12 protein-coding genes are annotated in these 14,198 nt (G+C 53.9%); 10 read left to right on the top strand and 2 right to left on the bottom strand.

All coding sequences use genetic code 11. The annotated features are described in order from the left end of the window. Positions 1-93: 93 nt before the first annotated feature. Positions 94-993 carry an aldo/keto reductase gene (locus ACFFSY_RS22770; protein WP_377498387.1) on the bottom strand — a complete coding sequence of 300 codons (900 nt, stop codon included), beginning with the start codon at positions 991-993 and terminating at the stop codon, positions 94-96. A 409-nt stretch (positions 994-1,402) separates the two neighbouring features. Between ACFFSY_RS22770 and ACFFSY_RS22765 the strand changes: the two genes are divergently transcribed. The 6 genes from ACFFSY_RS22765 to ACFFSY_RS22740 all read left to right on the top strand — a co-directional run bounded on the left by ACFFSY_RS22765 (position 1,403) and on the right by ACFFSY_RS22740 (position 8,786). After that, a complete protein-coding gene (locus ACFFSY_RS22765; RefSeq protein WP_377498385.1) occupies positions 1,403-2,095 on the top strand; it encodes an ankyrin repeat domain-containing protein in 693 nt (230 codons plus the stop codon). Between the two features lie 90 nt (positions 2,096-2,185). Continuing rightward, positions 2,186-4,441 carry an ATP-binding cassette domain-containing protein gene (locus ACFFSY_RS22760; protein WP_377498383.1) on the top strand — a complete coding sequence of 752 codons (2,256 nt, stop codon included), beginning with the start codon at positions 2,186-2,188 and terminating at the stop codon, positions 4,439-4,441. A 312-nt stretch (positions 4,442-4,753) separates the two neighbouring features. Further along, positions 4,754-5,800: a hypothetical protein gene (locus ACFFSY_RS22755; protein WP_377498381.1), complete on the top strand. Its 1,047-nt coding sequence runs from the start codon at positions 4,754-4,756 to the stop codon at positions 5,798-5,800. A 251-nt stretch (positions 5,801-6,051) separates the two neighbouring features. Next, complete coding sequence (locus ACFFSY_RS22750) at positions 6,052-6,582, top strand: sigma-70 family RNA polymerase sigma factor (protein WP_377498379.1); 531 nt, start codon at positions 6,052-6,054, stop codon at positions 6,580-6,582. Next, positions 6,582-7,733 (top strand): DUF4179 domain-containing protein, encoded by a 1,152-nt coding sequence (locus ACFFSY_RS22745; protein ID WP_377498377.1) that lies wholly within the window; start codon positions 6,582-6,584, stop codon positions 7,731-7,733. Before ACFFSY_RS22750 ends, ACFFSY_RS22745 begins: the two co-directional genes overlap by 1 nt. A gap of 108 nt (positions 7,734-7,841) precedes the next feature. After that, on the top strand, positions 7,842-8,786 hold the full coding sequence (locus ACFFSY_RS22740) for a nicotianamine synthase family protein (protein ID WP_377498375.1): 945 nt from the start codon (positions 7,842-7,844) through the stop codon (positions 8,784-8,786). 114 nt (positions 8,787-8,900) lie between these two features. Here the strand turns inward: ACFFSY_RS22740 and ACFFSY_RS22735 are convergent, their stop codons facing one another. Next, the gene (locus tag ACFFSY_RS22735) at positions 8,901-9,998 is read right to left on the bottom strand and encodes a chymotrypsin family serine protease (RefSeq protein ID WP_377498373.1); all 1,098 of its coding nucleotides are present in this window, start codon (positions 9,996-9,998) and stop codon (positions 8,901-8,903) included. Positions 9,999-10,166: 168 nt separating this feature from the next. Here ACFFSY_RS22735 and ACFFSY_RS22730 point away from each other — a divergent pair, with 168 nt between their 5' ends. The 4 genes from ACFFSY_RS22730 (at position 10,167) to ACFFSY_RS22715 (ending at position 14,193) form a co-directional block, all read left to right on the top strand. Further along, a complete protein-coding gene (locus tag ACFFSY_RS22730) occupies positions 10,167-10,781 on the top strand; it encodes a dienelactone hydrolase family protein (protein WP_377498371.1) in 615 nt (204 codons plus the stop codon). Positions 10,782-10,853: 72 nt separating this feature from the next. Next, positions 10,854-11,300 carry an acetyltransferase gene (locus ACFFSY_RS22725; RefSeq protein WP_512699697.1) on the top strand — a complete coding sequence of 149 codons (447 nt, stop codon included), beginning with the start codon at positions 10,854-10,856 and terminating at the stop codon, positions 11,298-11,300. A 549-nt stretch (positions 11,301-11,849) separates the two neighbouring features. Further along, a complete protein-coding gene (locus ACFFSY_RS22720) occupies positions 11,850-13,175 on the top strand; it encodes an ABC transporter substrate-binding protein (protein WP_377498367.1) in 1,326 nt (441 codons plus the stop codon). A gap of 91 nt (positions 13,176-13,266) precedes the next feature. Further along, positions 13,267-14,193: a carbohydrate ABC transporter permease gene (locus tag ACFFSY_RS22715; protein ID WP_377498365.1), complete on the top strand. Its 927-nt coding sequence runs from the start codon at positions 13,267-13,269 to the stop codon at positions 14,191-14,193. The last annotated feature ends 5 nt before the right edge of the window (positions 14,194-14,198 follow it).

Here is a 14,198-nt window from a genome sequence, read left to right as displayed (position 1 = left end):
TTCAATTAGGGGGGGCTTCGGAGTTAGAAGACAATTACTAAACCCTTTTGAGACGGCCTCGTTTGTAATTCTGATAATGCCTGATCTATTCGATCATGCCTTGTCTTTGATCGCATCCAGACGTCGGCGCGCTTCCGCGTAGACCTCGGCGGATAGCTTGCCTTTGCGGGCGAACCGGAGATTGTCCGCCAGATGCGCCGGATTGATCGTACCGACGATCGTCGTGTCCATGTGCGGGTTCGATAGCGTAAATCGCAGCACGAAGCCCGTCCTTGTCTCGCCCTCGTCCAGCAGCTCGTCCAGATTGGCTCGTTCCCAATCCGCCCACCGGTCGGCCGCTCCCCGGCCATGTCCCGGCTCGCCTTGTCCGACGCCGCCGCGGATGATGACGCCTGCGCCGCGTTCGCTCGCCTTCGCGATCCACGGTTCGTGCTCCCGTTCCAGAGCGGAGTAGGGGATTTGGTACGTATCGAACGCCTCCCAATCGATGAAGCCGGACAAATTCGGCTGGTAGGAGGAAATACCGATCCAGCGCGCCTTGCCGGATGCTTGAATCTCCTTCAACACATCGACCAGCTCGCCATCTTCCGCCTGCTCGACGGTCGGACCGTGCAGCTGCAGAAGATCGACATAGTCGGTATTAAGCCGGCTAAGACTCGTATCGATATTGTGCAGCAGGTTGTCGCGCGTCCACACATGCGGCGTCTCGTCGTGATCGCCGTGGTCGACGAGCGTGCAGCCGCATTTGGTCGCCAGAATATACTCGTGCCTGCGGTGGCGGATATACTTCCCGATCAACGCCTCGCTTCTTCCGTAGTCGTAGGAGGTGTCGATGAAATTGATGCCGGCGTCCAGCACCGTGTTCAAGATGCGCGCCGAATCCTCGTCGGCGACCGGACGACCGCTCCATACTCGGGGTCCGCGAATTTCCATCGCGCCATAACCAAGCTGCGTCACTTGCAGACCGGTTCTCCCAAGCGCCGTTTTCTCCATCCTGCATGCTCCCTTCGCTCTTTCGACAATCGGATTGTTCGGGATAATCATAGTCCATCGCGCACGCCGCCGCCAATGTATTTGTTCCTAATTTCAACCAGAATGGGAAGTCGTCGAACAGATGGATAGATTATAAATTCATGACACCCAGTTGTCAGTATTCATCTTCTATAATGAGTTTAGTTCCATGTCGCGTTCGAATAGGAGTTCGAAGGAGACCAAATAATCGAAGAATGTTCCGAAGCGATATTCAGCGGCCACGCATGGGCCAACCAACCGATTCTGAAGCGATTTCCAGAAAATTAATCGTTTGTTTATGGATTGTTTATCTTTTTCTATACAACCGGTTAATTCTATGCTCTATGCTAAACATAGCCAATACCAACAGGTGGAAGGAATGTCATGCAGGATGCGGAAGTGGCTGATGATTTGCTTTGGATGCATGGTTATCCTTCAAGGCTGTGCTTTGGCAGGAAAAGGCGAAATCGTTGAAACGGAGGAATACAAGATGAATCACTCCTTGCTCCAAGCGGCGGAACGCAAAGATGCGGAAGCCGTCAAGAAATTCGTGGCAGAAGGCGCCGAGGTGAATGTACGGGACGCCAAGGGGAGAACCCCGGCGATGATTGCGACGTACAACAACGATGCCGATACGGTAAAGGTACTCATCGACGCCGGCGCGGACGTCAACCTGCAGGATCATATGCTTAATTCCCCCTTCTTATATGCCGGCGCGGAAGGGTACATCGAAATTGTAAAGCTGACCATTGCAGCCGGAGCGGATCCGTCCATCACGAACCGGTATGGGGGAACCGCGTTAATACCCGCTTCCGAGCACGGCTATGTTGAAGTGGTTCGAGAGCTTCTCACTGCAACTAACGTCGATGTCAATCACGTGAACAACTTGGGGTGGACGGCGTTATTGGAAGCGATTATTCTCAATAACGGCGGTATTAAGCAGCAGCAGACGGTACGCTTGCTCATCGAGCACGGCGCGGACGTTAATATTCCGGATCGTGACCAGGTGACGCCTTTGCAGCATGCAAGAGAGAAAGGGTTCAAAGAGATCGAGCGGATCTTGATCGAAGCAGGCGCAAAATAAAAGAGCGACTCGATTAACCAGATGTAGCCGTGGAACAAGGCGGACAAGTTATGTCAGTAGATGTTGTTTAATTTGAAGAGGAGGCTTGGCATGAGCGAAGCTCATCAGGAGTACATCGTCATCGCAGGCGCGAGAGAAAACAATCTCAAGAACGTATCCTTGCGGATTCCCAAGCGGAAGATCACGATCTTCACCGGGGTATCCGGATCGGGCAAGTCCTCGATCGTCTTCGATACGATCGCGGCGGAATCGACGCGACTGTTGAACGAGAATTTCAGCATGTTCGTACGGACGTTCCTGCCGCGCGTGCCGCAGCCGGATACGGACGCTATCGAGAACTTGAGTATGGCAGTCATCGTGGATCAGAAGCGCTTGGGAGGCGGCTCGCATTCGACGATGGGTACGATTACCGATATTGCGCCGATTCTGCGGCTTCTCTATTCCCGTGTCGGTCAGCCTTACGTCGGACCGGTTAATCTATTCTCGTTTAACGATCCGCAAGGGATGTGTCCCGAGTGCAATGGGCTCGGAAGACGGCTGGGCGTAGATAGGAATAAAGCGGTGGACCTGTCCAAGTCGTTGAACGAAGGCGCGATCATGCTGCCGGACTATTCGGCAGGCAGCTGGGAGTGGAACATGGTCGTACAGTCGGGTGAATACGATCTCGACAAGAAGCTGAGCGAGTATGCGGCCGAAGAGCTGGAGCAGCTGCTGTACGGCAAGGCGAGGAAAGTGCAGATGGATTTTGCCGGGAAGGCCATGAACATAACGGTGGAGGGCATCCTCGAGAAATTCACCAACAAATATATCAAGCAGGATGTCAAGACGAAGTCCGAACGTACGCAGAAGACAGTCGCGCCTTACATAACGGAAGGTCCTTGCTCCAGCTGTCATGGCGCGAGACTCAGTCAGGCATCGCTTAGCTGCAAAATCAATGGGCGCAACATCGCGGAGCTATCCTCGATGGAAGTCGGTCAGCTCATTCGCGTCGTACGGGAGATTGACGATCCGATCGCCGCGCCGATCGTCAAGTCGTTGACGGAACGTCTGCAGCATCTGGTGGATATCGGGCTCGACTACTTGACGCTCGACCGCGAGACGGATACCTTGTCCGGAGGCGAGTCGCAGCGCGTCAAAATGGTGAAGCATCTGAGCGGCAGTCTCGTGGATGTGACGTACATTTTCGATGAACCGAGCGTTGGCCTGCATCCCCGAGACGTTCATCGGTTGAACGAATTGCTGCGGAAGCTGCGCGATAAAGGCAATACCGTCATTGTCGTCGAGCATGATCCCGACGTCATCAAAGTGGCGGATCATATCGTGGACGTCGGTCCTCATGCTGGCAGCCGCGGCGGGACGATCGTGTACGAAGGAAGCTACCACGGCTTGCTCGAAGCCGATACGCTGACCGGCACGCACATGAAGCGTCCGCTTCAACTGAAGCAAGATTGCAGGCAGCCTTCCGGTCAGTTGTCCGTCAAGGAAGCCAGCCTGCATAATCTGCGGAACGTGAGCGTGGATATTCCCACCGGGGTTCTGACTGTCGTTACAGGCGTCGCCGGCTCAGGCAAGAGTACGCTCATTAACGACGTATTCCTCGGCGGCCATCCGGAAGCGATCGTCATCGACCAATCGGCTGTCGGCGTATCGACGCGCTCGACCCCCGCGACCTACACGGGCATCATGGATGACGTGCGCAAGGCGTTTGCTTCCGCGAACAAGGTCAATCAAGGCTTGTTCAGCTTCAATTCGAAGGGGGCCTGCGAGAATTGTCAAGGCCTGGGCGTCGTCTATACGGATATTGCCTTCCTTGACAGCGTGAAGCTGCCCTGCGAAGTCTGCGGGGGCAAGCGGTTCAAGGAAGAGGTGCTCCAGTACAAGCTGAACGGCAAATCGATCGCGGACGTGCTGGGGATGACCGTGGAGCAAGCGTTAGACTTCTTCCAACTCAAAGAGGTCGTACGCAAGCTCCAAGCCATGAGCGACGTCGGACTGAACTATATTACGCTCGGCCAGCCGCTCAGCACGCTATCGGGCGGGGAATGCCAGCGCATCAAGCTGGCCAGCGAGCTGCATAAGCAGGGCAGTATCTACGTGATGGACGAGCCGACGACCGGCCTTCACATGTCCGATATCGGTCACCTGCTGGTCATCATGAACCGCCTCGTGGATGCCGGCAATACGGTTATCGTGATCGAGCACAACCTCGAGGTGATCAGTCAAGCGGACTGGATCATCGACATGGGACCGGACGGAGGCAGCAAAGGCGGACAGGTCGTGTTCGAAGGCACGCCTTTGCAAATTATTCACGCGGAGCATTCGATCACGGGGAAATACTTGGCATAGCTACAGACTGCGATAAGAAGAGCCCATGCAGAACATGCAGGGCTCTTCTGTTGTTCCCATGTTACATTCATCGTGCCGCGCCTTGATGAAGGAGAGTTGTCTCTTTTGCAGAATATTGGTAATAGTGCCTGCAAAAGGTGCATTCCCGGCGATTACGAGCCGTGCATTAGCTCCCGATAAGGAGGTGTTGCCAGTGTGGTACGATGCCTGACGCGTCGCTTGCGCGCTAAGGGTGCCGTATACCCATTCTCTCATGAAGGATTGAATGATCCATTGGCCTACTGGGCCGTACCAAAATAACGAGGTGGTGGCATGATGAAAAAAGAGCTTCCCTTCCAGGATCCTCCCGCGTGGGGGCTGCTGCGCTGGGCTTATACGCTCGGCATTACGTCCGCGTATGAGCAAACGTATCCGTGGTTGATGAGCAATTTCATCGAGGTGTACGCAAACGACTTTTTCCTTGATGAGCGAACCGAATATTTCCTGGATTTTTACCGAGGCGGGGGCAATGAGTTTAATTCCAACAACCCTTTCTTGATCGCGTGCAATATGAATTACGAGTTGGCCGCTGCGCTGACGGGCGATCGGATCGTCGATTATATCGTTGATTGCATGGACAAAGGGTATTATCCGACACTGTTCATCGATGAATATTACATTCCAAGCAGCCATGCCTATCAAGCGTACAGCTGTCCGCATCATCTGCTGATCTATGGGTATGACCGGGAGAGTCGCACATTCAACACGGCCGGATTCGGCCAAACGATGGCTTTCGAAAGGCATATCACGCCGTTCGAGGACTTGGAGCTCGCCTACCGCGCGATGCGCGACAAGGTGATGAGCAAGCGGCAGCGGGACGACCATATGTATCTGTTTCAATTTAATTCGGGCTGCGCCTATACATTCCATCTGGAAGTCGTCCGGCAGCAGCTGGAGAACTATTATTTCTCCCGGACGAGTCATAACCTGGTGAATAAGAACGTAGCGCGCTATTCATTCGGATTGAATACTTATGATTCGTTATGGGCCTATTTCGAAGCCGAACGAACGAATCATCCGAATCTGATCAACCGCAACGGCGTCAGACAACTCCATATCTACATGGAGCACAAGCAGATCATGATGGATCGGCTGCGATATCTCCATGCGGAAGGATATGTAACGCACCCGGAAGAGCTAATAGCCGATTATGCGGAACTGCACGAACAAAGCTTCCGCATGCGGAACAACCTCCTGAAGGCGTTCATCCGCAGGAAGGCGGACGATGCGATCTACGGCCGAATCCAAGAACAGTTAGCGGGATTGAAGGAGCGGGAGAAGGGAGCGCTTGGCCGCTTGCTGGAGGAGCTGCATGCCTGAATGATGTCCGAATGATGCATCATACATCTAACATCGAGGACTAATCGACCGAGAGACATGCGGTATGCGTACGATTCGAGAAAGATCCCGCCAGTAGCGTCCATTCCAATCCGCAGCGAATGCGGATTTTTTTTATTTCCCGCGCAAGCGTGGGAATTTTCGGAAACGATGTAACCTTTCAGGGCTGTCCACCATCTAATTGTCATAAGTCGTGCACGCGATCAATGCGAGCAAGGGAGGCTAAAAGAAAATTGAATACCGAACTGGAGACGGACGCGGCACTCGCCAGTCAGGGGAGCCGGGAAGCGTTCGTCCGATTGATGCGGGCGATGGAGGTCCCCATGTACCAGATGGCGAGGGCGATCGTCAAGAAAGATGAGGATTGCGCCGACGCGATTCAGGAAGCAATGTTGAAAGCCTTTCAAGCTATGCCGGCCTTGAAGGAGCCTTCCTACTTCCGGACTTGGCTGTTTCGGATTTTGATCAACGAATGCAACGCGATCTTGCGCAAAAGAAACCGGGTCGTACCGATGCATGACCTTCCGCAGGCCGAGTCGCTATCTCAGCCCGACGGGAGCCAATTGGACTTGCGGGAAGCGGTCGATCGGCTGGAACCGATTGCGCGGACAATCGTCGTCCTTCACTATTACAACGATCTGCCTCTGGGACAGATCGGGGACATATTGGAGATGTCGGAGGGCGCAGTTAAGACAAGGCTGCACCGGGCAAGACAGACGCTGGCGCAGTGGCTAAGCGATACGATGGAAAGAGAGGGGTCGTGATGACGAAGCAGTTGGATGCTAAGCTGGATCGTCTCAAGCGCGAGATGGACGGCAGCCTGCCGCCGCTCGTACGGGAGCGAATGGATCAATTCTATGCCTCGCTGACGGACGAGTGCGTTACGACGGGTGAGAGCGGCGCTCAGAGCGCGGAAGGCCGCGGCAAGGATACCCGAAAGAAACGATTGTTGCTTCGGCGGACAGCGCTTGCGGCAGGTTCTTTCGCAGTCGGTGCTTTGTTAGTGCTAAGTACGGGATTCCTCTCGCCCGCGATGGCGGTTGCGATGAAGCGAATCCCTGTGGTGGATAGCGTCTTCAAGCTGGCGGGCGATCTTGGATTGCGTACGGCCGACGAACGAGGGATGACGACCAACGTCGATCAAAGCGTGACGCACGACGGCATAACGCTGAAGTTAACTCAGTTGGCGTATGACGGCGCCCGCCTTTCTTTCGCGGTAGAGAAGAAAAACGCGGAAGGCCGCGTAAAGCCGTTTAAGGACATGTGGCACTATGTCGAAGACGAAGCGCCAAGTCCCGGAGCCATCCACTTCGATTTTCTGATCAACGGCCAGCCTGTCAATACGGGGATGTCTATCGGTCCAGGCGATCCCTCGACCGATTCGATCATTGTAAGCACCTTGGAAAGAGGCGACCTGCAAATTCCCGATACGTTCGACTTGACGGTCAAGGCGTACCTTGCCGAGCCGAAACTCAGGTACGAATTCAACGTGCCCGTGGTCAAGGAAAATTCGGATAGCGTGGTGATCACCACGGACGAGATCAAGACGCACGATAACATCCGGATGCGGGTGGACCGCGTGGAGCTGACGCCGATGACGACCTCGCTGGTCATTCAAGTGTTCGGCCAGGAGGGCAGCGATATCAAGTCAATGATGGAAGCGATTCCGGACCGCTACAAAATTACCGGCTTTCTTAACGTCGATTACGAGTTTACCGATGATCAGGGCTTCGCGCCGAAGATGATGTCCGGCGGAGGGAGCGGGGAAGGCAACCGTCTGAACCTGACTTTCTCGTACGAGCCGTTCCAACGGCGACCAGAGTGGGTCATGATCAAACCCTTCATCATGGAGAATGGCCAGAAGGCATACATTCCGGAGCTGGCCATGAAGCTGATCGTTCCGCAGGGATCTTGAATCAACGAGCTTGCCGCCCCTTGGTATAGTGCAAATCCGGGCCTCGTCTATAACAGCGTTCGGTGAATATATTATTAAGGATATAGCCGGCGTTGCCCGAGAGGAGGCATGAATCTGGATTCTGGACCTTCAGCTGTTCATATCGCTTCTGGTGGCACAAGGAGTCCGCTTGCTGCCAATTTCATCTCCATCATTCGCGAAGTCTATAAGGGATTGGCAGAGGAATCCGATCTGAGCCCGACGAACCTTGCCGTGACAAACTTAATCGATCGGCTCAAGACTCGATTATTGCATTCTTATTCGCCAGATGAAGTTCAGGCGGTACTAAGCGACCCATTCGTCCGAGAGGTGCAGCCTGACTTACTAGCCAAACTGTCCGTATACGAAAGTGAATCCGAGCGCTATTATTCCAGGCAGTTCTGTCAATCCGAACAATCGGGTCTGGATGCCATTACGCGTCTGCCCGGTTGGAATATCTACCAGTCGCTCGTTACTCGAGAGCTGCAGCTGCTTCGCCGGTTCAGCTGGCAAGGGAGGCTCGAATCGCCCATTGTATTCGTAGGAAGCGGACCGATGCCGCTCAGCGCCATTCTTCTTCATCTTTATAGCGATATCGACGTTATTGGTCTGGAAGTTGATGATGAGGCGTATGCGATATCTCGCGATTTGCTGGACTGCCTGGGACTAAGCGACCGCGTGAACGTGCGTTTGGAGAACGGCGAGACGTTTAATTATAATGCTGCCCGCACCGTGTTTATCGCAAGTCTTGTCACGAACAAAGTCGCGGTTCTGGAGCAAATCCGACGAACATGCGATGATCCGTTAATCGCCATTCGAACCGCGGAAGGCATGCGGCAGCTGATGTATGAATCCGTTGACGAAGCACAGTTAACTAACCGGGGCTGGGCGCTGCTCGGACGAACGACTCCACAGGAACAGTTGGTCATCAACTCCACGTTATTTATTGCGCGCCAAGAATCGGTCATGCATCGGGAAGACGTCTCTGACGGAGAGTCTACGTCCGATAACGGGAATGAGAGCGATATCGAGTAGCGCTGCAGCTCCGAATGTAGACACGGTTGCCCGAGATGGGGCAGCCGTTTTTTTCTGCGACTGACCAATGGACTAACCAAACATCCCAATAGCCACTGTCGAAGAAAAGGGGACTTATTTAGTCGCTTTCACGAAAATCGCACGCGATCGTTTGCGTTGTGCCTGCGTTAATGGCCGAACATAAGCATAATTGCCGCGCGGAGCTGCACCTTTAATCGCTCCTGCTCTGAAAGTGCCGCCTGCTGCCGGGATCGCGATACGCAAGCCATACGTCGACATGACAACACCTAACGGGTTGGCAATCGAACGCAAACCGCCCTCAGTCGTTCCGGCAAAATTGAGCGCCGCGGCGAAATTATCGCTTGAACGCAGCCAAACCGAGCCGGAGTCGCCCGGCAGCGAGACGGCGGCGCCGTTATTCCCGACAATGACAGATTGATTACGGAATAACAGTGTGCCGAGTGCGCCATAATTCACGCGAACATCCACATTGTTGGCCTCAACGGTTCCTCTGACAAAACCTGTTGTACGGCCTGTCTTCAACACTGGCAAACCGACAGGGTAGCTTAGCAAGTGCCCCGGCACATTGATGAGTTGAAAAGCGCTAAACAAATAGCGCGGATTCAGTACGCCATTCGACGTCGGAATCGCGATGGCCGAATCCTGAAAGTTCGCTTGATTCGGACGCAATCTGACGAACTGGAATGCTCGGCCGATCGTGTCTCTTCCCGATATGCCGCCGTCTGCCGGTCCCGGCTGCAGCGTCTCCGAGAATGCCGTGCTATTGTCTCTGATAAGCACATGGTTATTGCTGAGGATAAAGAGCTGGTTGTTTTTAATCACGACGATGCCCGCTGTTCCTGTTGCCGTAAGTTTTCCGATACTAACACCGCCTGGCACAGGACGAATGCGGCTTCTGTACAATTGTGTCGGACTAATTGCTTTAGGCTTTGCAGGAGAGGCGTTCTTCTTGAAATTGCCCGACGCGATGAAACGCACGGGTACCGATGTGCCCGACTTGGCGATCGTTTGACTTAAATGGTTCAGACTCGACGACGTGATTTTCTTGTGCGTATACACGATTATTCCCGCTCCCAGCGCCGGTTTGCTAGGATCCGCATAGCCGACGCCCACCGCCATCACTTCAGCTCTTTTCAGCAAAACGGGAGACATTCTGTTTTTGTGTTTGACCGCCTCATAAAAAGTCGCCATTCTCATTCTCCTTTTCCGGTACGAATGATGCAGTGTATGCCAACCTGTACGAATCGGAATGAGAATCTAACCTAAATTAGCGTATCAATAGAAGTTATAGCCGATGACTTCAATTTCTGGTAGATTGATGATGTTGATCAAATCCAGCTTAGTCGAAGGAAGCGAACTATGATTCAATTCATCCATAACGCCGATACAGCGGTTATCGTCATTCACGAAATCTACGGAATCAATGCGCATATGCAGCAGCTTTGCGGGATGCTGGCGGCTCGTCAAGTTGATGTCTATTGTCCGAACCTTCTCGATCGCGATATGCCTTATTCGTACGAACAGGAAGAAGAGGCTTATGCGAACTTCATGACGAACGTTGGCTTCGCCCAAGCGAAAGGCCGAATCGAGCAGCTGGTGGATGAGGTGCGAGGGAGCTACAAACATCTGTTCGTGGTGGGGAGCAGTGTAGGCGCTACGGTGGCATGGCTGTGCAGCGAGCATGATGGAATTAGCGGAATCGTGGGATATTACGGTTCGCGTATCCGGAGCTTCGCCACTATTACGCCGCGCATCCCAACGCTGCTGTTTTTTGCAGAGGAAGAGAAGTCGTTCCACGTTCCCAGTGTCGCAGCAGAATTGAATCGGAAGTCCAACGTGAGTGCGCTTGTATTGCCAGGAAGACATGGATTCGGCGATCCGTATTCCCCTAACTACATGGTGCAGTCGGCAGCGGAATCCCATCACCGAATGCTGGATTTTATGAAGCAGATGACTTGCGAGATCAGGCGATAGCAAAAAAACAAGTTGAGCGCCGCCAAGAGGCGAGCTGGACTTCGAATAACGTCCGAAAGGCGGGAATCGCGGGTGCGATGGGAGCTTACGCAAGGTAAACAAGAGGAGCACGAGAGGCTCGTCGATATTTGGGAGAACGCGGTACGGGCTACCCACCATTTTCTGGCGGATGCGGATATTGAATTCTACCGAAGTTTGGTACGGGATCAAGCGCTGAATGCGGTCGAATTGTGGGTGGCACGTCAAGAGCAAGGCACTGCCGTTGGTTTCATAGGCTTAGACGGTACACGCATCGAGATGTTGTTCGTTGACCCCGCATACCACGGCCATGGCATCGGCAGCGAGCTAATCCGTCATGCAGAAAGATTGAGTGATTCTTCCCTAGAGGTCGATGTGAACGAGCAGAATGAGGCGGCATGCGCGTTTTACCGCAAGCTCGGCTTCGTTCAGAGCGGACGATCGGACACGGATGGGTCGGGCAAACCATACCCGCTGCTTCATATGAAGATGCAGCGTTGAGGACCTAGTAAAGGCTCACTCGCTTATTCGTGAGCGAATGGCGCAGAGCAGGATTCAGAAGATAACTCCAGCTTAAATTGGCAGGCCGCGTAATCCGCGGCTTTTTCATATTGTAGGAACGTCGTGCGACCATATGCGCGCTGACGAGATCGACGGTGATCCAGCCGGTCCCGCCACTGCTCGGCTGCCGGAAGGTATTCTGCGAGCCGCCGTAATTAGATCGCAAGCCCGAGAAGTCGCATAGCTGCGGCTTTTTTTGTGCGCTCGGCAGGGCATCGCGCAAGGGCGTTAGTCCCGAGTACGCCGCGTGATGGCGGAAGTACTGGGCTGCACCGCCGAAAGACCGTTCGATTTCACACCTGTCGTAAGATCGTCCACCTTCGATGGGCGAGAACGTTCGCAAACCTTACGTTTGTTCCCCCAAGTCGTGCGTTTTATCGGTGTGGCACGGAAGGAAAACACGATAAAGTGGAACTCAAGAAAGCACTTACATCTTAGGTAGTGGCTTTCGGTTCGTGACATCAGCTCGGCGAGAGGGGTAGTAGAAACATGAAAGCAAAAAAGAAAGCAGCCACGCTGTTGACTGCAGGCATGGCACTGGCATTAGCGCTGTCGGGATGCTCGTCAAACAACGGCGGGGCCAAGAGTACGGGCGCGGACAACGCGGCTCCAAGCACGGACAACGCGGCTGAGGGGAGCAAGAGCGCAAGCGCCGTCGAAATCACGTTCTGGAATATGTTCGGCGGCGGCGAAGGGGAATTCGTCGATCAAATCATTAAAGGATTCAACGATTCGCAGAAAGACGTCGTCGTGAAGCAGCTGCGTCTCGAATCCAATGAATATTACGCCAAGCTCAGCACGGCGCTCTCGTCGTCTAAGGGGCCGGATGTGGCCGTAGCCCACGTGGACCGAATCTCTCCATTCGTAAAAGCGAAACAAATCGTGCCGATTGACGAACTGGCCAGCAAGGCCGGATTCGATCTGGGCCAAATCAGCGCCTCGAACATGCAAAGCGTCACCTATGACGGGAAGCCTTATGCCGTGCCGCTCGACACCCATTTTCACATGCTGTATTACAACAAGGACATTCTGAAGAAAGCCAATCTGCTGAATGCGGATGAGACGCCGAAATTCGAAGACATGACCCCGGAGGGCTATCTCAAGACGCTGGCCCAAATTCAAGCGGCGGCACCGGACGTACAGGCCATGGCCGTCAATACGCCATATTTCCAAGAGCCGTTCTTGAACATGTATTACGAAGCCGGCGGCGATCTCTTGTCCGCAGATATGACCAAGGCGGCGATTAACAACGACAAAGCACTGAGCGTTCTGAAATTCTACGACGACATCTATCAAAATAAATACAGCGACATTAACGATAAGACGCCATGGGACACCTTCCATAGCGGCAATGCAGCGTTATGGTTCGGCGGCGTATGGGAAGCGGGCCTGCTGCTGGGCGATCCTTCGCTGCATATTGGCGCCATGCCGCTTCCGCCGATCTTCGGCAGCCAATCGCACTGGGGAAGTTCGCACTCCCTTGTCGTTCCCGCCTATGTATCGCCAGAGAAGCAGGCAGCGGCTGCGGCATTTATGAAGTACTTCTCCGAAGTCGGCGGTCAAACGTGGGGCAAGGCGGGACATGTCCCGGCGAACAGCCACGTGACCAATAGCGAGGAATACAAGCAGCTTCCTTACCGCTCCTTCTTCATCGAAGCGCAGACCACGGTGAAGTTCGCGCCGCAAACGGACAAATACACCACCATCTCCACGACGATCGCGGAGGTGCTTCAGAACATCATCTTCCATAACGAATCGGCTGAAGACGGCTTGAAAGAGATGGAGAAGCAGATCAACGAAATTCTAGCGAACTAATTCGTACAGGAAGGGCGCAGCGATTGGAGAGACGTAAGTTCCTTGCTGCGCCGCTTTCCGTTACTGAAGCAACAGGCAAGGAGAGAGACCAATGGATAGAGTGGGAGCGGAAGGCGAGCGTGCTCTCGTCCTTCGGAAGAGAAATAAGCGGGGAACCGGCGCGTGGGCGGAATTGAACGCCATTTTGTACGTCGTGCCGTTTCTGATCCCGTTTGCCGTATTTTATTTGTGGCCCGTACTGCGCGGCGGCTGGATTAGCCTTCACGTGTGGAGCATCCAGGGGATGCAGCGATTTGTAGCGTTGGACAATTACCGGCGGATTTTTACGAATGCCGATTTCTACGGTTATTTATGGAACTCGTTTTATTTTGTGCTCATCTGCGCGCCGACCGTCATCGTACTAGGGCTGCTGCTAGCCTTGATCATTAATCAGCCCATCTGGCTTCGCACGTTGATCCGGTCTGTCTATTTCTTGCCATACGTCTTATCCGTATCGGTCATCAGCTTCATCTGGCTGCGGCTATTCGATCCTAAGAATGGCCCGGTTAACGGTCTGCTCAAGCTGCTTGGCCTCCCGGGAGACATCAACTGGCTTACCGATCATCGATTCGTCTGGTGGGCAATAACGATCGCGACGGATTGGTGGACGGTCGGATTCGTCATGGTGCTGTTCCTGGCCGGACTTCAAGAGATCCCGCAGGATCACTATGAAGCCGCCACGATCGACGGGGCGGGAAGTTGGGGCAAATTCTGGCATATTACGCTGCCGGGGCTGTCCCGCATAACGAAGGTCGTCATTTTCTATCAGGTGATCGGCTGCTTGAAGCTGTTCGGGCAGGTTCAGATCATGACCGGCGGAGGACCGGGAGATTCGACCAATACGATGATTCGATACATCTACGTGACAGGCTTCAAGAAAGATATGTTCGGCCTGGCTTCGGCGCAGTCGATCGTGTTCTGCATCATCATGCTGCTGGTCGCCATCATACAATTCAAATTGACGGATCGAAAGGATTGAGGGGA

Source organism: Paenibacillus aurantiacus (assembly GCF_042431225.1).
Taxonomy (GTDB): Bacteria; Bacillota; Bacilli; order Paenibacillales; family Paenibacillaceae; genus Paenibacillus_Z; species Paenibacillus_Z aurantiacus.
The sequence above is the reverse complement of the archived record's forward strand: the minus strand, read 5'-3'. Positions and strand labels throughout refer to the sequence as shown.

Excerpts from the sequence above, each read along its gene's own strand:
- ACFFSY_RS22770 (WP_377498387.1), bottom strand. The coding sequence starts at position 993 with ATGGAGAAAACGGCGCTTGGGAGAACCGGTCTGCAAGTGACGCAGCTT.
- ACFFSY_RS22765 (WP_377498385.1), top strand. The coding sequence starts at position 1,403 with ATGCGGAAGTGGCTGATGATTTGCTTTGGATGCATGGTTATCCTTCAA.
- ACFFSY_RS22760 (WP_377498383.1), top strand. The coding sequence starts at position 2,186 with ATGAGCGAAGCTCATCAGGAGTACATCGTCATCGCAGGCGCGAGAGAA.
- ACFFSY_RS22755 (WP_377498381.1), top strand. The coding sequence starts at position 4,754 with ATGATGAAAAAAGAGCTTCCCTTCCAGGATCCTCCCGCGTGGGGGCTG.
- ACFFSY_RS22745 (WP_377498377.1), top strand. The coding sequence starts at position 6,582 with ATGACGAAGCAGTTGGATGCTAAGCTGGATCGTCTCAAGCGCGAGATG.
- ACFFSY_RS22740 (WP_377498375.1), top strand. The coding sequence starts at position 7,842 with ATGAATCTGGATTCTGGACCTTCAGCTGTTCATATCGCTTCTGGTGGC.
- ACFFSY_RS22735 (WP_377498373.1), bottom strand. The coding sequence starts at position 9,998 with ATGGCGACTTTTTATGAGGCGGTCAAACACAAAAACAGAATGTCTCCC.
- ACFFSY_RS22730 (WP_377498371.1), top strand. The coding sequence starts at position 10,167 with ATGATTCAATTCATCCATAACGCCGATACAGCGGTTATCGTCATTCAC.
- ACFFSY_RS22720 (WP_377498367.1), top strand. The coding sequence starts at position 11,850 with ATGAAAGCAAAAAAGAAAGCAGCCACGCTGTTGACTGCAGGCATGGCA.
- ACFFSY_RS22715 (WP_377498365.1), top strand. The coding sequence starts at position 13,267 with ATGGATAGAGTGGGAGCGGAAGGCGAGCGTGCTCTCGTCCTTCGGAAG.